Here is a 22,279-nt window from a genome sequence, read left to right on the forward strand (position 1 = left end):
ACTTACTTTCTATGTTTTTTTCTTAATGTTTTACGGAAATCAAGAGCAAGTCTTAACAGAGGATAGAGAGGATGAGTGGGCATTGTAAATTCACCCAAATATTCTTCAATCGTTGGATTAAATTTTTCCTTAAAATGATAAAGTCCACCATTGAAAGAGTTTTCAACACCACCTAAATTTTGCCACACCATACCTCGCTCAAAGGCATAGCGAGCCGTTTCATACCAAGTTAAAATTGGTGCATTGTAACGTTTAAAATCATCATCCATACCAGCATATAGATTGACAGAGGTATTACCAAATTCCAAACTCAAAGTAGCCGCTAAAGGAATGTTTGATTTTCCCATGTTCATATATCCCTGCAAGAAATCTATTTCCTCTTCTAAACGTTCTTTTTCTTTTATATTTTCCTGAACTTTTGAAGGTTTGGTTGCATCATTAAATTTTTCTGCAACTACTCTATTTTTTTCTAATTGTTCTTCTAATTCTCTTAAACGCTTAGAAACATCCAAACTTGTTAGCGTGATATAGGAATCTTCTTTGAAGTTATCTAATAATTTTTTATAATAAGCTTCGTTTCTTAAATGAATCTCTTTTCGCTTCTCAGTTTTTTTCATCAACTCCGAAAATGAATCTAATAGTTCCAGTCCACCATATTGAATCTCAAGCCCTTTGTTTCGTGCTGTTCGAATAGCTTGCCTCGTTGATTTAGAAAGTTTATCTTCTTCAAAATTTTCCTTATATATTTTCGCCTGAATACGAGGCTGAATGGTGTCATCCATCTCGATTGTCTGCCCAGACCATTCCACTCCTAATTGCCCTAAAATATCAACAATAGCAAGATTTTCAGGATATTCTCTTTTATCTTGATTAACCAAATGTTGAGATAGACAAATGCTTGGATCGAAAGTCACAAAAACCGCTCTCTTACTGCGAGCATAAGACTTAATAGACTGCAGGACAAACTTTAAAAGTTCTGTATCCCTGTAATCCAATATAGGACCTCTTGGGATGTAAAACATTTTATACCCCAAAGGGAGGGACTTTATGAGAATACTAGCCACAGCCAGTAACTTCCCTTCTTCATAGACACCAAGCCTCTCATGATTCCAATCAGATTTCACTTTTTCCCAAGCACTGCTTTGTAATAGATTAACCATGGGATGTTCTTTTACAAAACCATCATACTCTGATAGTGGTATCCCAAGCTGATAACGATACATATTTTTCTCTCTTTCAACTAGTATCTCTCTACTATTTTACTATTTTCGATTAAAAAGTCTAGTGAAAATAGACTTCCATCAATGTTTTTAAGCCAAGAATAACTATAAATGGTGGTTTATTTATAAAAACTTAGCTCAATCTCTCTTCTAATTTGAAATCGATTGGAAGAGTTGCTAAAAATCTTTCCAATTGTTTTTCCCAGTAGTACCATTCGTGAGTTCCAGCACTATGGCTATAGGTCACATCAAAGCCCAGTTTTTTGAGATTTTTCACTGCGAGATTATTGGCTTCGTACAAGAAATCTTGCTCGCCACACCAAGCCCAAAGTTTGGTCTTTTTATCCGATTTTTTAGCCAGACTTTCAAGAGAATAGGGGCTAGCTGTCCAATCCTTAATCTCCCCAAACACGCCTCTCCAATAAGCTGGCGTTCCCAGATCTTGGCTTTCAGGAGAAAAATCTTGAAAGCTAAGAGCGCCTGAAAAACTAGCTGCGTGAGAAAAACGATTTGTTGCAAGAGCCAATTTGAAACAGCCATAACCTCCCATAGAAAGACCAGCGATAAAGGTCTTTTCACGCTTGCTAGTCATATTAGGGAAGAAACGTTTCAAAACCTGTGGCAATTCCTCTGCTAGAGCTGTGTAGTAATCAAAACCATACTTAGTATCAGTGTACCAACCATTGCTGGTATTAGGCATGACAACGATGAGATTGGTTCCTCGAAGCAAGCGTTCTACGTTGGTTCGCTTGAGCCAACTGTTATGATTGCCAGACATCCCGTGTAAAAGATACAAAACAGGGATATCTTCGCAATCTGGTTCTTCCACTCGATTGGCATCGGGGTAAAGAACATTCACCCCCCACTCCATATCTAATACCTGTGAGTAATACTCGATTTTCATTACTGCCATGATTTTCTCCTTCTATTTTCCGATAAGAAAAAGCCGAAATTCGACTTTCTCTCTGTTTATTTCAACGATTATTTTGCTTCCATGACTACTGGTAAAATAGCTGGACGACGCTTGGTTTGATCAAAGAGATACTTGGTCAGAGTATCACGAACCTTCCCTTTAAGATCTGCCCAATCAAAGTCATCTCCTTGAAGATAGTCTTCTACCGTCTGGTTAATCAATTCTGAACTTTCACGGAGAATATCGCGGCTCTTCTTGAGATAAACAAATCCGCGCGTATGAACACGAGCCTTGGACACAATTTTCTTCTCACGACGGTTAACGGTGATTGCGACGATGAAAATGCCATCTTCTGACAAGACCTTACGGTCACGAAGAACTACATTTCCAACATCACCAATGGCATTCCCGTCAATCAAGACATCCCCTGCTGAAACCGCGCCAGCTGGGACAAAGTCCCCATTCTCATAAGCCATGCTGGTTCCCTTTTTAGGGATGAAAATGCGTTCTGGCAACATCCCGACGGCCATAGCAGCCTTAGCATGAGCATCCAACTCACGGTATTCCCCCTGAATCGGGAAGAGATACTTGGGTTGCAAGAGATTGATCATCAACTGCAAATCACGCGCATTTCCGTGCCCTGACACACGCAAGCTTTGAGTGATCAGTTTGACAACCCCGCCAGCTTGGTAAATCATGTTTTCCACACGCGCCATAACTGCTTCTTTAGCGATAGACGGAGTGGTTACGATATAGACCAAGTCACCGTCCTTGATTTCCACATAACGGTGGCGACCAATCGACATCTTGCGAAGACCGTTGATAGGCTCACCCATACGACCTGTCTCAAGGATAATCAACTCATGGTCTTCAAAGCGAGACATATCTTTTGGCTTAATCAAAAGACTCTCGTTAGCTAGAGACAATTTCTTAAGGCGAATAGCAGTGCGGACGATATTTTCAATATCAAATCCTGTCAAAACCACACGACGGCCTGTTGCATCCGCAGCGTCAAACACCTGCTGGATACGAGAGAGGTTGCTGGCTACTGCTGCAACGATGATACGACCATCCCAATCAGAAATAGTTTGAGTGATTTCGTCCCCAACTTCACTTTCGCTAGCCACTTGGATATTGCTATCTGCATTAGCTGAATCACTAAGCAGAGCTAGAACTCCATCACGACCGATTTCTGCCAAACGAGCGAAGTCTGTCGCATAGGATTCACTAGCTGTCTGGTCAAATTTGAAGTCGCCTGTATAAACAATGCTACCTTCAACTGTCTTCAAGACAATACCCAGACTTTCTGGGATAGAGTGGGTCGTACGGAAGAAGGAAACCACAGTTCCTCCAAAATCAATCTCTGAATCCTCATCAATGACATGGAAATCATTGAATTTCTTAACCGTATCATTTCCTTTAACAAAGAGTTTGGCCAACTCAATGGTCAACTCAGAGCCAAATACAGGTACCTTGGCTTCAGCCAAGAGATAAGGAAGAGCACCAATGGCATCCGCATGCCCGTGAGTTAGGAAGACCCCAGCGATACGATCGCTATTTTCAAAAAGGTAGTCCATATTGGGAATGACCACATCCACCCCTAGTTGTTCATTTTCAGGGTATTTCAGACCTGCATCCAAAACGAAAATAGACCCATCGATTTCAGCGATATACATATTTTTCCCATTTTCACGCACACCACCAAGTGTTGTTAAACTGATATTACTCATTTTTCCTCCGAAAGCTTAGTTTATCTTGATTATAGGGTTACTTGCCCTTTTATTCTAAAAGCACTACTTTTAGCCGAATCTTTTCCTACCATTATACCATTTTTTTGATGATTTTCAAAATGAAGATTTGTTTTCAAAAAAGAGCTGGTTGCCCAACTCTTTCCTAGCTTCTATTCTTTTTCCATCAAAAAGTCATAGATTTCTTGCACCGTACCCAGCGCCATCATTTCTTGGTCTTTAACGGTTTGTTTGAGATTTTGGTAAATCTGACTTTCTCCTATCTCTCTCTTTGGTGCTTCTTTATTGACTGTCATCACACCATCTTTAATCATCACAAAACCTAATTCTTCAAATACTTGAATCATCTTGACCAGCAAGATTTGTTGAATATTAAGATAAGTTGCCAAGTCTTTCAGCTTGTAGCGAATATCAAACTCTGGAAACTGATAAATGGTCTTGTACAATTTGGCAAACTGCTCTCTAGTTCCATAACCTGTTAGGTAGTAGGCCTTGTCGATGTCGTTTTTGAAATAGACGGCTGAGAAATGTTGCTCCTGAAAAATGGTTTTCAGCAGGGTAATATCCTCAGGAACGGTTTTTACGACAACAGCTTCACTAGTCACTAAATCTGGCACTTCTCCAGCAAAATCCAAGACTGGAACTCCCTCTGGCAAGGTGGCATTCTTCCCACGAATGTTAAAGAGTTGAACACCCTCCACACGCGCATCCACCATCATCAACTGAAGGGCAGTTTGGCCATTCCATTGGTTGACAGACAATTTGACTGCTAACTCTAGATTCTTGGTTTGAGCAAACTCCGTTGCCCATCTGCCTTGTCTAAATGCCACCACTTCAAAACTGGCTTCACCCTTAGAGATTTTCAGCTTGAGATGGGCATTGCCTGCCCCCATAGTACGAGCACTTTCGACCTGAAAATCCTTGATATAAAAGACTGGTTTCTGATTGTCCATTCCAAAGGGAGCTAAACGTTCAAAGTTCTTGACTGTTTCAAGACTCAAAGTCTCCAAATCCAGCTCTTCATCTAGGTTTAACTTATTCTTGCCACCAGCATCTGCTCCTTTTTCACGGACATAATCTTCCAAGATCTGAGATAAATCTGAAAGTTTCTCAACTTCTAGCGTCATTCCTGCTGCGCCAGCATGACCGCCAAATGCGATAAAGAGGTCACGATGGGGATCTAGGGCTTCAAAAATATCGACTGCTTCCACACTACGAGCACTTCCCTTGGCACGACCGTCTTCTATATTAAGAACGATGACTGTCTGTCCCAATTCTTCCAACAAACGACCAGCTACAATTCCTAGAACCCCAGGATTCCAGCCTTCCTTGGCCAAGACCTGGACCTTCTTCTCAGGCTCCACCATGGTCTTAGCTTCTTCATAGATAGACTGAACGATTTCTTTACGCTCTTCGTTTTTCTGATGAATCATAAGGGCAATCTCGTGTGCTTCCTCATCATCAAACCCAGTCAACAAATCAATAGCTGGATTGGGATCATCCAAGCGCCCCAAGGCATTTAAACGAGGAGCAATCTGGAAGCCAATCGTTTCTTCTGTTACTTCATTTGTAGCAATTCCAGCCATGTCTAGCATTTCTTGTAGACCAATGCGCTGAGTATGCCCCAACATTTCCAGACCATATTGCACCAAGATACGATTTTCATCCGTTAGACTTACCATATCAGCAATGGTTCCGATAGCAACCAAGTCAAGCAGTTCCACTTGGACTTCCTCTAAAAGGGCACAAGCTAACTTGAAAGCTACTCCGCAACCAGCCAAATATTTGAAAGGATAATCCGCATCTGGATGCTCAGGATGAACGATGGCATAGGCATCTGGCAAGGTTTCTGGCATGGAATGGTGGTCAGTCACAATGACATCTACTCCCATAGACTGGGCCAATTCAATGGCTTCATGACCCGCAACCCCATTATCCACCGTCACAATCAAGGAAATCCCTTCTTGCTCGATAAAGTATTTATAAACACTAGCATTGGGACCATATCCATCAGTAAAACGATTAGGCAAGTAAACACGGCACTCGGCACCAAGTTGTTCCAAACTTTCCTTCACAATCGAAGCCGAAGTCATGCCATCCGCATCGTAATCTCCATAAACGAGAATATTTTCCCCTTCTTCAATGGCCTGACGAATCCGAGCCACTGCCTTGTCCATATCATGGAGTAAATAAGGGTCATGCAAGTCCTCCAAAGAAGGTTCTAAAAACTTCTTCAGACTTTCTTGATCCTGAATCCCTCTCTCAAACAATAACCGAGCCACCTCAGGACCCAGTCCAGCCTTCTTGGCTATCTTTGTAAAATCCGCATCTTCTACCTGCGGGGCAAACTGCCATTCATAAGTAGGTGTTATCAAAAAGACATCCACTCTTTCTAAGAATTCTATTGCTTCATTATAACATGATTTAGGCTTTTTCTCTATCCAGATTGCTTTCTACAAAAATTTTACTAACTTTTTTCTGATATGATTTGACAAGAAAAATCTTTTGGTGTAGAATCATGTTATAAAATCTAACACAAAGGAGATTCCTTATGACTTTAGTAGAATTTGAACACGTCGAAAAATATTACGGAGATTACCATGCACTCCGTGACATCAATCTCCGTTTTGAAAAAGGGCAAGTCGTTGTCCTACTCGGACCATCTGGTTCTGGGAAGTCAACTCTTATCCGTACGATTAATGGTTTAGAGGCTGTTGATAAGGGAAGTCTTCTAGTAAATGGTCACCAGGTTGCTGGTGCCAGCCAGAAAGATTTGGTTCCTCTTCGCAAGGAAGTCGGCATGGTTTTCCAACATTTCAACCTCTACCCACACAAAACAGTGTTAGAAAACGTAACACTCGCACCCGTAAAAGTTCTAGGAATTGATAAAAAAGAAGCTGAAAAAACAGCCCAAAAATATTTGGAATTTGTAAATATGTGGGACAAGAAAGATTCTTATCCAGCCATGCTTTCTGGTGGACAAAAACAACGAATCGCCATTGCTCGTGGCCTCGCTATGCATCCTGAACTCCTCCTCTTTGATGAGCCAACATCTGCTCTTGACCCTGAAACTATCGGCGATGTTCTAGCAGTTATGCAAAAATTGGCCCACGATGGTATGAATATGATTGTCGTTACCCACGAAATGGGCTTTGCCCGTGAAGTTGCTGACCGTATCATCTTTATGGCTGACGGAGAAGTCTTGGTGGATACGACAGATGTTGATGACTTTTTCGACAATCCAAGCGAACCTCGTGCCCAACAATTCCTCAGCAAAATCATCAACCACGAAAGTGACAAAGTCAAATAAGGAGGTGCCTATGAAAAAGAAACTCTTTTTATCCGCATTATTGATTAGCCTTTTCGGCCTTGCTACTGCAAAACCAGTTCAAGCCGATACCAGTGTGGTAGACATTCAAAAAAGAGGCGAACTAGTTGTCGGTGTCAAACAAGACGTTCCCAATTTCGGTTACAAGGATCCCAAGACAGGGACCTATTCTGGTATCGAAACGGACTTAGCCAAGATGGTAGCTGATGAGCTTAAGGTCAAAGTTCGCTATGTGCCTGTTACTGCGCAAACCCGTGGCCCCCTTCTAGACAACGAACAGGTCGACATGGATATCGCGACCTTTACCATCACAGATGAACGCAAAAAACTCTATAACTTCACCAGCCCTTACTACACGGACGCTTCTGGCTTTTTGGTCAATAAGTCTGCCAAAATCAAAAGCATTGAGGACCTAAGCGGCAAAACCATCGGAGTCGCCCAAGGTTCCATCACCCAACGCCTGATTACTGAACTGGGTAAAAAGAAAGGTCTGAAGTTTAAATTCGTCGAACTTGGTTCCTACCCAGAATTGATTACTTCCCTTCATGCTCACCGTATTGATGCCTTTTCCGTTGACCGCTCGATTCTATCTGGCTATATCAGCAAACGCACAGAACTGCTAAATGATAGTTTCAAGCCATCTGACTACGGTATTGTTACCAAGAAATCAAATACCGAACTCAACGACTATCTTGATAACTTGGTCACTAAATGGAGCAAGGATGGTAGTTTACAAAAACTCTATGACCGATACAAGCTCAAACCATCTAGCCATACTGCAGATTAAGGAGGATACCCCATGACAGATTTATCATCTTGGACAGCCTATTTTCAGGATTTTGGACAATTTTTCAATGGTTTCCTCTTCACTCTTGCCCTAGCGATTGGATCCTTTATCCTAGCCATGGTTTTAGGCATCTTCTTTGGAGCCATGTCAACCAGCAAACGTCCGATATTGAGAATTTTGGCTCGCATCTTTGTTGAATTTTACCAAAACACTCCCCTCTTGGTGCAGTTTGTTATCGTTTTTTATGGCCTACCTCTTATCAGTGACCATATCATCATGATTCCGATTTATTGGACGGCTGTTCTCTGCGTGGGACTCTATCACGGAGCCTATATCGCCGAGGTTATTCGCTCAGGAATTCAGTCTATTCCTAGCGGTCAGATGGAGGCTGCCTTGTCGCAAGGTTTTACCTATATCAGTGCTATGCGCTTGATTATCTTGCCTCAAGCCTTCCGTATCATTCTCCCTCCTTTGACCAACCAAATCGTCAACCTCATCAAGAACACCTCAACAGTCGCTATCATCTCTGGAGTAGACTTGATGTTTGTGACCAAATCTTGGTCAGCTCTTAACGGAAACTACATTCCAGCATTTTTAGGCGCTGCCCTTCTCTACTTTTCTCTATGCTTCCCTGTTGCCCAGTTTGGTCGCAGGATGGAGCAAGCCAACAAAAAAGCCTATTCACTTTAGGAGGTTACTATGGAATCTATTTTAGAAGTTTTGACCCCAGATAACCTAATCTTTATCTTTAAAGGATTTGGCTTGACCCTCTACATTTCTCTGATTGCCATCATCCTCTCCACCCTCATTGGAACTGTGCTTGCTGTCATGAGAAATGGGAAAAATCCCGTTTTACGGATTATCTCCAGCATTTACATCGAGTTTGTACGTAACGTTCCCAATCTTCTCTGGATTTTCACTATCTTTTTGGTGTTCAAGATGAAATCCACACCAGCAGGTATCACTGCCTTCACCCTCTTTACCTCAGCAGCCCTGGCTGAGATTATCCGAGGTGGTCTCAACGCTGTGGACAAGGGGCAATACGAAGCGGGAATGTCGCAAGGATTTACCTCAACCCAAATCCTCTATCACATCATTCTTCCACAAGCTATTCGTAAAATGCTGCCAGCCATCATTTCTCAGTTTGTAACCGTGATTAAGGATACCAGTCTTCTCTACTCTGTTATCGCCCTACAAGAGCTCTTTGGAGCCAGCCAAATTCTCATGGGCCGTTATTTCGAACCAGAGCAAGTCTTCAGTCTTTATATCCTGATTGCCCTCATCTACTTCAGCTTTAACCTAGCAATTTCTAGTCTGTCACATATGCTAGCAAAACGTTGGCAACAAGCAGCAGAATAATAAATTAGCTCTCCAAGTACATGGAGAGTTTTTTTGATGAGAGTAGATACTTATAAAGCTCTATTTGACACCATACTTTTTCTATGATAAAATGTAACAAATTTATTTACAACAAATCAAATCTAAATGAAATGGAATTTTTTATGAAATCACTCAAAGGACTACTTTTTATCATAACTAGTTTTGTCTTGACTATTTTGACTTGGATGAACACTTCTCCCCAATTCATGATTCCAGGACTAGCTTTAACAAGCCTATCTCTAACTTTTATCCTAGCTACTCGTATCCCGATAATAGAAAGCTGGTTTCACGGTTTGGAGAAGGTCTACACCGTCCACAAATTCACTGCCTTTCTCTCCATCATCCTACTAATCTTTCATAACTTTAGTATGGGCGGTTTGTGGGGCTCTCGATTAGCTACTCAGTTTGGAAATCTTACAATCTATATTTTTGTCAGCATCATCCTTGTCGCCTATTTAGGCAAATACATCCAATACGAAGCTTGGCGATGGATTCACCGTCTAGTTTACCTAGCTTATATTTTCGGACTCTTTCACGTATACATGATCATGGGCAATCGTCTCCTTACATTTAATCTCCTAAGTTTTCTTGTTGGTAGCTATGCCCTTTTAGGCTTACTAGCTGGTTTTTATATCATTTTTCTATATCAAAAGATTGGCTTCCCCTATCTAGGGAAAATCACCAATCTCAAACGCTTGAATCACGATACTATAGAAATTCAAATCCATCTTAGCAGACCTTTCAACTATCAATCAGGCCAATTTGCCTTTCTAAAGATTTTCCAAGAAGGCTTTGAAAGTGCTCCACATCCTTTTTCTATCTCAGGAGGTCACGGCCAAACTCTTTACCTTACTGTCAAAAATTCAGGCGACCATACCAAGAATATCTATGACAATCTTCACGTCGGCAGCAAAGTAAGCGTAGATAGAGCTTACGGATACATGATCATAGAAGAAGGACGAGAAAATCAGGTTTGGATTGCTGGAGGCATTGGGATTACCCCCTTCATCTCTTACATCCGTGAACATCCTATTTTAAATAAACAGGTTCACTTCTACTATAGCTTCCGTGGAGAGGAAAATGCAGTCTATCTGGATTTGCTCCGTGACTATGCTCAGAAAAATCCTAATTTTGAACTCCATCTAGTAGACAGTAGGAAAGGCGGCTATCTTAATTTTGATCAAGAAGAAGTACCCGAACATGCAACCGTCTATATGTGCGGCCCTCTTTCTATGATGAAGTCACTTGCCAAACAGATTAAGAAACAAAATCCAAAAGCAGAGCTTATTTACGAAGGATTCAAGTTCAAATAATCAATCACATTCTCCTGGAATTTCCCAGGAGTTTTTTTCTACGCAAATACTTAAAAACACTGCCAGATTTCTCTAGCAGTGTTTTGAGTTTCATTTATCTTAGTAAACTGTTCTTTCAGTTTCTACATCGAAGAAGTGTGCTTTGTTCAAGTCAAATCCAAGTTCAACTGTTGCACCTGTTTGCAAGTAGTCACGAGCATCTACTTTGGCAACAAATTCGTCTTTACCAACTTGGCAGTAAAGGTGAGATTCTGAACCAAGCAATTCAGATACAGAAATAGTCGCTTTCACAACTGATTCTGGGAATGTTTCAAGGAAAGCAGGCTCTGCATTTACGTCTTCTGGACGGATACCGAAGATCAATTCTTTACCTTCATAGCCTTTTTCACGAAGAACTTTCAATGCTCCTTCTGGAACTTTCAAACGGAAACCGTCAGAAACAATTTCGCTACCAACCAATTTCACATTGATGAAGTTCATAGCTGGGCTTCCGATGAATCCTGCTACGAATTTGTTAACTGGGTTTTTGTAAACTTCTTGAGGAGTACCGATTTGTTCAACACGTCCGATAGTACCTGTACCAGCAGGATTCTTAGTTGCTGACATGATAACGATACGGTCCGCAAGTGTCATCGCTTCTGTTTGGTCGTGAGTTACGTAGATAGTTGTAGCTCCGATACGGCGGTGGATTTTCGCAATTTCAGCACGCATAGATACACGAAGTTTTGCATCCAAGTTTGACAAAGGCTCGTCCATCAAGAATACTTTTGCGTCACGGACGATGGCACGACCCATGGCAACACGTTGACGTTGACCACCAGAAAGGTCAGCGGGTTTACGTTCCAAGAACTCTTTCAATCCAAGGATTTCAGCTGCTTCTTGCACACGTTTGTCGATGTCTTCCTTGCTATATTTACGCAATTTCAAACCGAAAGCCATGTTGTCATAAACAGTCATGTGTGGGTAAAGAGCGTAGTTTTGGAATACCATGGCGATGTCACGGTCTTTTGGAGCTACGTCGTTGACAACCACGCCATCGATAGATGCAGTACCTTCTGTGATGTCTTCAAGACCTGCAATCATACGGAGAGTAGTTGATTTACCACATCCTGAAGGTCCTACGAAAACGATGAACTCTTTGTCTTTGATGTCCAAGTTGAAGTCTTCAACTGAGTAGTGTTCGCTGTTTGGATATTTTTTGTAAATATTTTTAAGATTCAATTCTACCATGAGGTGAACTCCTTTTGTCTTTTGATAGTTTTATTATATATGAAAACGCTTTACATTTCTATGGCAAGGTGACCAAAAAAATAAAAAAGTTCTGTGCAACTTGCACAAAACTTTAGAGAATATCTGGTAAAATCAATTGATAACACAGGGTCAGGTCAGTCAATTCCTTCAACTGAAGCCCTGTCAATTCTTCCCATTTATCAATCTTGTACTGGAGAGAATTTCGGTGCAGATAGAGTTGCTGGGCTGTTTTAGTCAGAACGGCACTATTTTCCCAAAGAGAGAGAATGATTTCCTGAATCTGGTCCTGATCCAAAATCATCTGATGTAAACATTCTTTAATGACTCTCAGGTCCACAATCCTTTCTCCCATACTCCAAAGATAGAGTTGTGAAAAGGTATGAACACCTTGGTGACCCTGACGCCACCAAGTCTTAAACAAATCCCGCTCCGCTTTGATCAAGTCGGATAGGGCTTGATGACCTGTTTGAGACCAGACCTGACCTAACATGATGGATAAACGTACTCCAAAGTCATATTCTACGGCTTCCAAGGTATCCATCAAGATAGATCGAACGGATGTGTACTTATCCTGTTGGAGAACAAAAATGTAATCCTGCGCTCCCACCTGAAGCACTGTTTGACAGTTAGGAAAAAGAGTCCGCATCATATCCAGCCAAGAAGCTAGATTTTCCTGCTGAAAATAGGAAAGATGACAATAAACCAACTGAATCTTTTTAAAAGCTTGCGGTGCCTGTCCTTTGCCTTCAATGAGATAAAAATACCAAGGATTGAAGGAAATGGTTTGCTCCTGTTTGGTTAAGAGAGCCACCAGTTGTTTTTCACGCTCGCTAAGACTAGCTTCCTCCAGCAAAAGCCACTGCTGAGAAGCCAAAGGAAGAGTAAGATAGCCCTCTTTCTCTACTGATTGGTCTGAAATCTGAGCCTCAGGAAACCAGTCTTGTAGTTCTTTTACCATCATATCCTAGCCCTCCACTTTTTGGATGCACCATGAAATCAAGCTCTCAAGACGTTCCAGATTTTCAGTCATATGGAGATAACCCATGACTGCTTCAAAACCTGTGGACATACGGTAAGTCACCACATCAGCATTTTTAGCCTTGGTATGACTATTGGTATTGCGACCACGTTTATAGATTTCTTCTTCTTTTTCGGTTAAGACTTGCTCCTCCAACATGAGGGCAATCAGGCGAGCTTGAGCCTTGGCAGATACATACTTAGTCGCCTCTTGGTGGAGTTTATTAGGCTTTGTCATGCCTTTGAGAATAAGGTGGCGACGAATATACATGGAATACACCGCATCTCCCTCAAAAGCCAGCGCTATCCCGTTAATGAGATTGACATCAATCACGAGTCCACCTCACTCCATCCTTGGTGTCAAGTAGCTTAATTCCTTGAGCCGCCAATTGGTCACGGATTTGGTCCGCTGTCGCAAAGTCACGATTTGCACGCGCTTCTTGGCGTTTTTGAATCAAAACTTCAATCTCTGCGTCCAAAACTTCCTCAATAAAGACAATTCCAAAGACTTCTAACATATCCGCAAGAGCTTCCTTAACACTTGCATCATAGTTGCCAGAGTTGATCCATTTGGCCATTTCAAAGACAACTGTGATACCATTAGCAGAGTTGAAATCCTCATCCATAGATGCTACAAACTTATCTTTAAAGGCCTGTAACTCTTGAGCATCTACAGTCCCAGAAAATGGTTGCTCGTAAGTGTTCTTTAGATACTTAAGATTGGTCTCTGCATCACGCACTGCTTTTTCCGTAAAGTTGATAGGCTTGCGATAATGTTGAGTCGCAAAGAAGAAACGAAGCACTTGCCCATCAAGAGTTTTAAGGGCATCGTGTACGGTGATAAAGTTGCCCAAGGACTTAGACATCTTGACATTGTCGATATTGACAAAGCCATTGTGCATCCAGTAGTTAGCGAAGGTCTTGCCTGTTTTGGCTTCTGACTGGGCAATTTCGTTGGTGTGGTGCGGAAACTCAAGGTCAGCTCCACCACCGTGAATATCAATGGTATCTCCTAAAATCTCAGTTGACATGACTGAACACTCGATATGCCAGCCCGGACGACCAGGTCCCCAAGGACTGTCCCAAGAAATCTCGCCTGGTTTAGCAGCTTTCCATAGAGCAAAGTCTATCGGATTTTCCTTGCGAGCCGTTTCTTCATCGGTACGACCTGAAGCACCCAACTCCAAATCTTCTAAGGTTTTATTAGCCAATTTAGCATAGTTGTGGGATTTTTCCACACGGAAATAGACATCTCCTTGGCTCTCATAGGCATAACCCTTTTCAATCAATTCTTCCACAAAGCGGATGATATCCGCCATAAACTCGACTACACGAGGATGACGAGTTGCAGGTTTGACACCCAAGGCCGTCACATCCTCACGAAAGGCAGCGATGTACTTGTCCGCAACCTCCTGAGGCGTGATACCTTCTTCCTTGGCACGGTTGATAATCTTATCATCCACATCCGTAAAATTGGAAATATAGGCAACCCCATAACCACGATACTCAAAATAGCGACGAATGGTATCAAAGGCTACCGTCGAACGGGCATTCCCCACGTGGATATAGTTGTATACCGTAGGCCCACAAACATACATCTTGACTTTGCCGTCCTCAATCGGGACAAATTCTCGCAAATCACGAGACATGGTGTCGTAAATTTTAATCATGCGGTCCACTCCCTTCTCTATTTCTGACTTTTTCGGCTGAAAACCAGCTCTGCAAAAGGACCAAATTGTCTGAGGCTATCTAGTTGGTAAAAACGCTGTCCTTCCTCTTGGGTAAAGAGGGGAACCCCCTTTCCTAGGATAAGGGGCGCTATCTGAATAATGAGATGGTCGAAAAGATCCGCATCCAAGAGCGGTCCTACCAAGGAATTACCACCAATCACAAAGACATTTTTGCCTTTGTCAATCTGGCGAACAAAGTCCACCACATCCCCAGCTACTGGCTGGTAATTGCTGACAGGCAGGTGCCTATCATGCGTAAAGACATAGTTTTCCGTAGCTTGATAAAAACTTTCTACATCTTGCAAATCTTGGATTTCCTCAAAGGTCCGCTTGCCCATGATGGTGATATCCATTTGCCTGTAAAAGTCATCATAGCCTGTATCCTCTACAGAACCAAGCTGATGCAGCCAGTCTATCCTGTGCTGGCTGTCTGCCAAGTAGCCATCCATGGTGATACAGCCGTAAAAATATACTGCCATTCTTGTAGTTTCCTTTCTAGTTCTACTTTGCCTTCACTTAGCGGGATAGACCCAGATGGTTAGACCTAAGCTAATCAAAGTATTCAGCAAAATCCTTGCTGGACAAGAAAAATAAGCCAGAAAACAGCAATTCCAATCTGTAGCAGAACGGTTCATTCTTAAACATTCAAGCGCCTCTCCTGTCTACTTCCAGCTCAAATGGTAAAGGTAGGCAGAGAGCAGGACCAGAAGACTGAAAATCAGATTTCCTGCACGAAACAAACTGAAAACAGAAATAAGACTTCCTGCCAAATAGAGCGCAAAATACTTATTGTCCTTGAAAAAATCTTTCATTAAAAGTTCCTCAGTTATCGTCCAAAAGCAGTATAGCTGAGCTTGTTCTTCCAAGAATTTATAATTTTGAAGAATAGTAACTCGCTTCTTGCTTGAATCATATAGATATCCTCTACAAACCAGACGATCTGTGACTAGCTTCTTTAGCCTGCTCTAGTTTATTGACGTAATACTCTCGTTTTTCTTCAACTTCGTGAATGACTGGCTCATCCTTCTTACCATGAACACGGACGATCTTGGCAGGAATACCAACAACCGTCACATCACTAGGTACGTCTGCTACAACAACTGCTGCAGCACCGACCTTGGCATTTTCACCGATTTCTACAGGTCCGATAACTTGGGCATGGGCTGATATGAGAGCTCCCTTTCGAACGGTCGGATGGCGTTTGCCACAGTCTTTCCCTGTTCCCCCAAGAGTCACCCCGTGATAAAGAAGAACACCTTTTTCAACGATCGCTGTTTCCCCAATCACCAAACCAGAACCATGGTCGATAAAGACACCTGAATCAATCTGGGCACCTGGATGAATCTCAATCTGAGTCCAAAAGCGCCAGAACTGACTGTGCATACGAGCCAGGAGTTTGAAGCCATGCTTCCAGAGAAAATGCGAGAGACGGTGGGCCGCCAAGGCCTTGACACCTGGATAAGTCAGCAAAACCTCCAAAGTGGTGCGGGCCGCTGGATCATTTTCTTTTACGATATCAATGGTTTCGCGCCACCATCCCATACATTTCTCCTTTTCTTATTCTGAATCTTTTGGTGTTTCTGTAAATTCTTTCTTAGGTTTGTGGTCCTTATGATGACGTGGGCGGTGAGGTCTCTCAGACTTTTCACCCTTTTCATCATGCTCAGGTTTTGGCGGACGAGGAAGAAGAGCCTTCATAGAAGCATCGATACGACCTTTTTCATCAATCTTGATAACCTTAACATCGACTTCATCTCCGATTTCGACCAAGTCTTCTACACGGTTGGTACGAGTCCAAGCCATTTCAGAGATGTGTACGAGGGCATCTGTCTTGTCAAAGAGGTTAACAAAGGCACCAAATTTCTCGATACGAACAACCTTAGCGTGGTAAACTTCATCCACTTTAGCTTCACGAACCAAACCAGCAATGATTTCTTTAGCACGGTTAATTGCATCTTGGTCACTTGAGTAGATAGACACATTTCCTTCTTCGTCGATATCAATCTTAACGCCTGTTTCAGCGATAATCTTGTCGATGGTTTCTCCACCTTTACCGATGACAATCTTGATCTTGTCCACATCAATCTTGATGGTATCAATTTTCGGAGCAGTAGGAGCCAATTCTGGACGAACTTCTGGAATCGTTGCTTCAATCACATCAAGGATTTCAAAACGCGCTTTCTTGGCTTGGGCAAGGGCCTCAGTCAAGATTTCTGCAGTAATCCCTTGGATCTTGATATCCATTTGAAGAGCTGTAATCCCGTCACGAGTACCGGCAACCTTGAAGTCCATGTCTCCAAAGTGGTCTTCCAAACCTTGAATATCTGTCAATACTGTATAGTTATTTCCATCTGAGATAAGACCCATAGCAATACCAGCTACTGGCGCCTTGATTGGCACACCACCAGCCATAAGAGCAAGAGTTCCCGCACAGATAGAAGCTTGAGAGGAAGAACCGTTTGATTCCAAGACCTCTGCTACCAAGCGGATCGCATATGGGAATTCTTCTAAACTTGGCAAAACTTGAGCAAGGGCACGCTCACCGAGAGCACCGTGACCAATTTCACGACGACCTGGCGCACCATAACGACCAGTTTCCCCTACAGAGTATTGAGGGAAGTTATAGTGGTGCATAAAGCGTTTCTTGTACTCTGGATCCAATCCATCGATGATTTGAGTTTCACCCATTGGAGCCAAGGTCAAGACAGAAAGGGCCTGAGTTTGGCCACGAGTGAAGAGACCTGAACCGTGTACACGAGGAAGGAAGTCAACAACCGCATCCAAAGGACGGATTTCATCGACCTTACGACCGTCAGGACGTACCTTATCTTCTGTGATCAAACGGCGCACTTCAGCGTGTTCCATTTGTTCCAAAATTTCAGCCACATCACGCATGATACGGTCAAATTCTTCGTGGTCTGCATATTTTTCTTCATACACTGCAGTCACTTGGTCTTTAACAGCTTGAGTTGCAGCTTCACGAGCCAATTTTTCTTCTACTTGAACCGCTTTTTGGAGGTCGCTGTTGTAGGCTGCAATGATTTCAGCCTGTAATTCAGCGTCTACATGAAGCAATTCTACTTCTGCTTTTTCTTTCCCAACAGCCGCAACGATTTCTTCTTGGAAGGCAATCAATTCTTTAACTGCTTCGTGCCCTTTAAGAAGGGCTTCCAACATGATTTCTTCTGACAATTCTTTAGCACCAGATTCCACCATGTTGATGGCGTGTTTGGTACCAGCTACTGTCAATTCAAGGAGAGATTGCTCTGCTTGTTCTTGACTTGGGTTGATGATGATTTGACCATCTACATAACCCACCTGTACCCCAGCGATTGGTCCGTCAAATGGAATATCTGAGATAGAGAGCGCCAAGGATGAACCAAACATAGCAGCCATTGGTGCAGAAGCATTTTCATCATAAGAAAGCACAGTGTTGATGACTTGGACTTCATTACGGAAACCTTCCGCAAACATAGGACGGATTGGACGGTCAATCAAACGCGCTGTCAAAGTCGCATCCGTTGAAGGACGTCCTTCACGTTTCATAAAGCCACCAGGAAACTTCCCAGCCGCATACATTTTTTCTTCGTAGTTGACTTGGAGTGGGAAGAAATCCCCAGTTGCCATCTTCTTAGACATCACGGCAGCAGTCAAGACAGTTGACTCACCGTAACGTACAACAACAGAGCCATTTGCCTGCTTAGCAACCTGACCAGTCTCTACGATTAACTCACGACCTGCAAAAGTCGTTTGAAACACTTGTTTTGTCATTTTAATCCCCTTTGGATTGATGAAATTATACGCCTTGCCTACAAAAATCAAGATACTAAGCCGTCAAGCAGCTCAAAGGAAAATCGGAAATCGAACGACAGAGCGACTGCTCCTAGGCAGATTTATCTTTTTCCAAAGAGTTGTAGGCGTGTTCAATTCTCAAGATACTAAGCCGTCAAGCAACTCAAAGGAAAATAGGAAATCGAACAACGGAGCGACTGCTCCTAGGCAGATTTATCTTTTTCCAAAGAGTTGTAGGCGTGTTCAATTCTCAAGATACAAATCATTAGAAAGATTTGATGCTAAAGCATCTAATCCTTTCACGCTAATCGCTATCAGGCAATTAGCTAAATGCTTTACTAACTCTCTCGTCAAATAACATCGTTTTGACTCGTTCGTGTCTCTAAACCTTACAGTTTAAATGCATTGTATTTTTTAATACCCTCATCTTTGTATCAAGTACGTACAGAGTCTATTTTATCATATTTTTCTTAAAAAGTGCGGTCTTTACCATTAAAAAGGAACCATTCCCCTCACCTGAGAAGAATGGTTTGCTTTTTATTATCCTAGAGACTGATGATTAAACAAGGCATGGGTTGCTTGGTGGATGTATTTTGCTGTTTCAGCATTGTTCATGGTGTAGAGATGCACACCAGCAACATCCTGAGTTACCAAGTCCACGATTTGGTCCACTGCATAGGCAAGTCCTGCTGCTCTGAGCGACTCAGGGTCATGCTCATACTTGTCTAAGATGGCTTTAAATTTGCGTGGAAGGTGGATATTCTCACAAGTCTTCAAGAGGCGGAGAGCCTGATTTCGATTCAGAATTGGCATAATCCCTGCATGAATGGGAACATCAATCCCAGCCAAGATACACTTGTCTTGGAAATCATAGAAGCGCTCATTGTCAAAGAAAAGCTGAGTTACAAGGCTCGAACAGCCTGCATCCACTTTCTTCTTAAGATTTTGAATATCTGAAATCTGATTTGGCGAATCTGGATGCCCTTCTGGATAACAAGCTCCGACAATATCAAAGTGAGGGGCTTGTTCCTTGATGAACTCAATTAAGTCAGTTGCGTAGCGGAAATCCTTTTGTGGTTCCACATCTGGAATAATATCCCCACGAAGAGCCAAGATTTTCTGCACTCCAACCTTGTCCAAATCAGCAATGGTTTCAGCAACCTTGTCCTTGGTCAAATAGATGGCTGGCAAGTGGGCAATAGTCGGAATCGCCAAGTCATTTTGGATAAAGTCGGCCAAACGGACCGTCGTTTCCTTGATATTAAATTTATTATTGCTGGCAGTCACACTGATAAAGTGGGGAGCCAACTCCTGCATATCTTGAAGAGCAGAAATAATGTTATCATTACCCACTGCTGGGTTTGGAGGGAACACTTCAAATGAGAGTGACGGTGTTTGGCGTGACATAGTCATTATCCTTTTCTAGTTGATTTTTAGTTAGCTGAACTCTGGAATCCAAGTGAAACAGGCAGATTAACCAAACAGCGCTTCTTGAGAAATCCTATCTTACAATTTCTCACGCGCAGCTTTAGCTGCTTCAACAAGGCGGATCAAGCTTTCTTTTGTTTCTGGAATACCACGTGTTTTCAGACCACAGTCTGGGTTAATCCAAACTTTCTTGCTTGGCACTTTAGCAAGGATGGCTTCGATTGTGTGGTCGATTTCGCCTTCATTTGGCACACGAGGTGAGTGGATATCATAAACCCCAGGTCCCACTTCTGTTTGGAAGTTTTTCGCTTTGAGTTCGTCCAAGATTTCAAGGTTTGAACGACTAGCCTCAAATGAGATAACGTCCGCATCCAAGTTGTCAATAGCTGGGATGATATCTGTAAATTCTGAGTAACACATGTGAGTGTGGATTTGTGTGTCTGGCGCTACTGTTGAGTGTACCAAGCGGAAGGCAGGAATTGCCCAGTCAAGGTAGTCTTCGTACCAGTCGCTACGACGGAGTGGCAATTTTTCACGAAGAGCAGCCTCATCGATTTGGATGATTTTCACACCAGCAGCTTCAAGGTCAAGTACTTCATCCTTGATAGCAAGGGCGATTTGAAGAGTTGAATCCTTGATAGAGATGTCTTCACGTGGGAATGACCAGTTGAGGATGGTAACAGGTCCAGTCAACATACCTTTAACAGGTTTGTTTGTACGGCTTTGTGCATAGCTAGACCATTTAACAGTGATAGGGTTAAGCCGAGTGACATCACCCCAGATGATTGGTGGTTTCACCCCACGCATACCGTATGATTGTACCCAACCATTTTTAGAGAAGAGGTAACCTGACAAATTTTGACCGAAGTACTCAACCATGTCATTACGCTCAAATTCACCGTGCACAAGGACATCAAAGTCAATATCTTCTTGCCATTTGATCCATTCGTCGATCGTTTCAGCAAGGAAAGCATCGTACTCTTCTTGAGACAATTCACCTTTACGGTAAGCCAAACGTTTAGCACGAACTTCCTTAGTTTGAGGGAATGAACCGATAGTTGTTGTTGGAAGAGCTGGAAGTTTGAAAGCTTCTTCTTGGATGGCTTCACGTTCTGCAAAGGCTGGCAAACGAGTGTAGTCAGCATCTGTCAAACCAGCGATACGCGCACGAAGTTCCGCATTTTCACCCACACGCTCAGTCGCAAAGAGTTCTTTATTTGCTGCAAGAGATTCTGCTCCTTGACCATTGCGGATAGCATCCAAATCACGGATTTCGTCTAATTTTTCAACTGCAAAAGCAAAGTGGTTCAAGATAGCTGGTTCAAATTCTTCATTAGCTGTTGTAAATGGCACATGAAGAAGTGAGCATGAGCTTGTCAAGACAATGTTTTCAGCTGGAATTTGTTCAAGAACTGCCAAGCTCTTTTCGTAGTTGTTACGCCAGATGTTTTTACCATTGACAATACCTGCATAAAGAGTCTTGTCAGCTGGGAATCCACCTTTAACGAGTTCAAAAGTTTTCTTACCTTCAACGAAGTCAAGACCGATTGCATCTACTGGCAATTTCACAAGGTCAGCATAAACGTCACGAACGTCACCGAAGTAAGTTTGAAGCAAGACTTCAAGACCTTTTTTATCAGCCAAGAGTTTGTTGTAGATGTTCAAGAAGAGAGCTTTTTCTTCTTCTGTCAAGTCTTTGACAAGAGCAGCTTCGTCGAGTTGGATACGAGTTGCACCAAGTTCTGCCAATTTAGCAAAAACTTCTTGGTAAGCAGCCACTAAGCTATCTACGAAGTCTTCTGCTTTCACGCCTTCTTCAAAGTCTGACAATTGAAGGAAAGTGAAGGGACCTACAAGAACAGGACGAGTGTTCAATCCAAGTTCTTTAGCTTCTTGGAATTCATCAAAAATCTTGTGACCTGCCAATTTAACTTGAGTGTCTTTTTCAAATTTAGGAACGATGTAGTGGTAGTTGGTGTTGAACCATTTCTTCATTGGAAGGGCACGAACATCCCCTTTTTCTCCTTGGTATCCACGACCCAAAGCAAAGTAGCGCTCAAGGTCAGACAAGTCCAAGTTTTGAACAGATGCAGGTACCACGTTGAAAAGGAATGCTGCATCTAGGAAGTTGTCATAGTGAGAAAAGTCATTTGATGGAATTTCAGTGATGCCTTTTTCTTTGACGATGTTCCAGTGTTTAGCGCGCAATTCTTTTGCTGCTGCCAAAAGTTCTTCTTCTGAGATTTCTTTTCTAAAGTATTTTTCAGTTGTAAATTTTAATTCGCGGAATTCACCCAAACGAGGGAAACCGATGATTGTAGTTGACATGATGTGTCCTCCAAAATTTGTTGTTGAAACTATCTTAACAGAAA

18 protein-coding genes are annotated in these 22,279 nt (G+C 42.4%); 5 read left to right on the forward strand and 13 right to left on the reverse strand.

Annotated features, from left to right (window positions below; all coding sequences use genetic code 11):
* Positions 1-2 precede the first annotated feature (2 nt).
* The 4 genes from AXK38_07780 to AXK38_07795 form a co-directional block, all read right to left on the reverse strand.
* On the reverse strand, positions 3-1,223 hold the full coding sequence (locus AXK38_07780; GenBank protein ID AMH89147.1) for a UDP-N-acetylmuramoylpentapeptide-lysine N(6)-alanyltransferase: 1,221 nt from the start codon (positions 1,221-1,223) through the stop codon (positions 3-5).
* 130 nt (positions 1,224-1,353) lie between these two features.
* Positions 1,354-2,133, reverse strand: a complete 780-nt coding sequence (locus tag AXK38_07785) for an acetylesterase (GenBank protein AMH89148.1) — start codon at positions 2,131-2,133, stop codon at positions 1,354-1,356.
* Positions 2,134-2,201: 68 nt separating this feature from the next.
* Positions 2,202-3,863, reverse strand: coding sequence for a ribonuclease J (locus AXK38_07790; GenBank protein AMH89149.1), 1,662 nt, complete (start codon positions 3,861-3,863; stop codon positions 2,202-2,204).
* A gap of 170 nt (positions 3,864-4,033) precedes the next feature.
* Positions 4,034-6,256 carry a single-stranded-DNA-specific exonuclease RecJ gene (locus AXK38_07795; protein AMH89668.1) on the reverse strand — a complete coding sequence of 741 codons (2,223 nt, stop codon included), beginning with the start codon at positions 6,254-6,256 and terminating at the stop codon, positions 4,034-4,036.
* 176 nt (positions 6,257-6,432) lie between these two features.
* Here AXK38_07795 and AXK38_07800 point away from each other — a divergent pair, with 176 nt between their 5' ends.
* The 5 genes from AXK38_07800 (at position 6,433) to AXK38_07820 (ending at position 10,689) form a co-directional block, all read left to right on the forward strand.
* Positions 6,433-7,191 (forward strand): ABC transporter, encoded by a 759-nt coding sequence (locus AXK38_07800; GenBank protein ID AMH89150.1) that lies wholly within the window; start codon positions 6,433-6,435, stop codon positions 7,189-7,191.
* Positions 7,192-7,231: 40 nt separating this feature from the next.
* Entirely contained in the window at positions 7,232-7,996 is a 765-nt protein-coding gene (locus tag AXK38_07805) for a glutamine ABC transporter substrate-binding protein (protein ID AMH89669.1), read from the forward strand.
* Between the two features lie 12 nt (positions 7,997-8,008).
* Positions 8,009-8,686 carry a glutamine ABC transporter permease gene (locus AXK38_07810; protein ID AMH89151.1) on the forward strand — a complete coding sequence of 226 codons (678 nt, stop codon included), beginning with the start codon at positions 8,009-8,011 and terminating at the stop codon, positions 8,684-8,686.
* A gap of 9 nt (positions 8,687-8,695) precedes the next feature.
* Positions 8,696-9,355 (forward strand): glutamine ABC transporter permease, encoded by a 660-nt coding sequence (locus AXK38_07815; GenBank protein AMH89152.1) that lies wholly within the window; start codon positions 8,696-8,698, stop codon positions 9,353-9,355.
* Between the two features lie 143 nt (positions 9,356-9,498).
* Positions 9,499-10,689: an oxidoreductase gene (locus AXK38_07820; GenBank protein AMH89153.1), complete on the forward strand. Its 1,191-nt coding sequence runs from the start codon at positions 9,499-9,501 to the stop codon at positions 10,687-10,689.
* A 99-nt stretch (positions 10,690-10,788) separates the two neighbouring features.
* Here AXK38_07820 and AXK38_07825 read toward each other — a convergent pair whose 3' ends face one another.
* From AXK38_07825 to AXK38_07865, 9 genes are all read right to left on the reverse strand, one after another.
* On the reverse strand, positions 10,789-11,919 hold the full coding sequence (locus AXK38_07825; protein ID AMH89154.1) for a sugar ABC transporter ATP-binding protein: 1,131 nt from the start codon (positions 11,917-11,919) through the stop codon (positions 10,789-10,791).
* Positions 11,920-12,031: 112 nt separating this feature from the next.
* The gene (locus tag AXK38_07830; GenBank protein AMH89155.1) at positions 12,032-12,901 is read right to left on the reverse strand and encodes a regulator; all 870 of its coding nucleotides are present in this window, start codon (positions 12,899-12,901) and stop codon (positions 12,032-12,034) included.
* Between the two features lie 3 nt (positions 12,902-12,904).
* A complete protein-coding gene (locus AXK38_07835; GenBank protein AMH89156.1) occupies positions 12,905-13,291 on the reverse strand; it encodes a Mini-ribonuclease 3 in 387 nt (128 codons plus the stop codon).
* Positions 13,284-14,627, reverse strand: coding sequence for a cysteine--tRNA ligase (locus tag AXK38_07840; GenBank protein ID AMH89157.1), 1,344 nt, complete (start codon positions 14,625-14,627; stop codon positions 13,284-13,286). The genes AXK38_07835 and AXK38_07840 overlap by 8 nt, the downstream gene beginning before the upstream one ends.
* A 17-nt stretch (positions 14,628-14,644) precedes the next feature.
* Positions 14,645-15,166, reverse strand: coding sequence for a diacylglycerol kinase (locus tag AXK38_07845; GenBank protein ID AMH89158.1), 522 nt, complete (start codon positions 15,164-15,166; stop codon positions 14,645-14,647).
* Positions 15,167-15,611: 445 nt separating this feature from the next.
* The gene (locus tag AXK38_07850; GenBank protein AMH89159.1) at positions 15,612-16,229 is read right to left on the reverse strand and encodes a serine acetyltransferase; all 618 of its coding nucleotides are present in this window, start codon (positions 16,227-16,229) and stop codon (positions 15,612-15,614) included.
* 15 nt (positions 16,230-16,244) lie between these two features.
* Positions 16,245-18,458, reverse strand: coding sequence for a polyribonucleotide nucleotidyltransferase (locus AXK38_07855; protein ID AMH89160.1), 2,214 nt, complete (start codon positions 18,456-18,458; stop codon positions 16,245-16,247).
* Positions 18,459-19,019: 561 nt separating this feature from the next.
* A complete protein-coding gene (locus tag AXK38_07860) occupies positions 19,020-19,886 on the reverse strand; it encodes a 5,10-methylenetetrahydrofolate reductase (protein AMH89670.1) in 867 nt (288 codons plus the stop codon).
* Between the two features lie 99 nt (positions 19,887-19,985).
* A complete protein-coding gene (locus tag AXK38_07865; GenBank protein AMH89161.1) occupies positions 19,986-22,235 on the reverse strand; it encodes a 5-methyltetrahydropteroyltriglutamate--homocysteine methyltransferase in 2,250 nt (749 codons plus the stop codon).
* Positions 22,236-22,279: the final 44 nt, after the last annotated feature.

This window comes from Streptococcus mitis (genome assembly GCA_001560895.1).
Classification (GTDB): domain Bacteria; phylum Bacillota; class Bacilli; order Lactobacillales; family Streptococcaceae; genus Streptococcus; species Streptococcus mitis_Q.

Coding starts and splice junctions, on each gene's coding strand:
- AXK38_07860 (AMH89670.1), bottom strand. CDS start 19,886: ATGTCACGCCAAACACCGTCACTCTCATTTGAAGTGTTCCCTCCAAAC.
- AXK38_07865 (AMH89161.1), bottom strand. CDS start 22,235: ATGTCAACTACAATCATCGGTTTCCCTCGTTTGGGTGAATTCCGCGAA.
- AXK38_07850 (AMH89159.1), bottom strand. CDS start 16,229: ATGGGATGGTGGCGCGAAACCATTGATATCGTAAAAGAAAATGATCCA.
- AXK38_07830 (AMH89155.1), bottom strand. CDS start 12,901: ATGATGGTAAAAGAACTACAAGACTGGTTTCCTGAGGCTCAGATTTCA.
- AXK38_07825 (AMH89154.1), bottom strand. CDS start 11,919: ATGGTAGAATTGAATCTTAAAAATATTTACAAAAAATATCCAAACAGC.
- AXK38_07855 (AMH89160.1), bottom strand. CDS start 18,458: ATGACAAAACAAGTGTTTCAAACGACTTTTGCAGGTCGTGAGTTAATC.
- AXK38_07840 (AMH89157.1), bottom strand. CDS start 14,627: ATGATTAAAATTTACGACACCATGTCTCGTGATTTGCGAGAATTTGTC.
- AXK38_07845 (AMH89158.1), bottom strand. CDS start 15,166: ATGGCAGTATATTTTTACGGCTGTATCACCATGGATGGCTACTTGGCA.
- AXK38_07820 (AMH89153.1), top strand. CDS start 9,499: ATGAAATCACTCAAAGGACTACTTTTTATCATAACTAGTTTTGTCTTG.
- AXK38_07785 (AMH89148.1), bottom strand. CDS start 2,133: ATGGCAGTAATGAAAATCGAGTATTACTCACAGGTATTAGATATGGAG.
- AXK38_07815 (AMH89152.1), top strand. CDS start 8,696: ATGGAATCTATTTTAGAAGTTTTGACCCCAGATAACCTAATCTTTATC.
- AXK38_07790 (AMH89149.1), bottom strand. CDS start 3,863: ATGAGTAATATCAGTTTAACAACACTTGGTGGTGTGCGTGAAAATGGG.
- AXK38_07800 (AMH89150.1), top strand. CDS start 6,433: ATGACTTTAGTAGAATTTGAACACGTCGAAAAATATTACGGAGATTAC.
- AXK38_07810 (AMH89151.1), top strand. CDS start 8,009: ATGACAGATTTATCATCTTGGACAGCCTATTTTCAGGATTTTGGACAA.
- AXK38_07780 (AMH89147.1), bottom strand. CDS start 1,223: ATGTATCGTTATCAGCTTGGGATACCACTATCAGAGTATGATGGTTTT.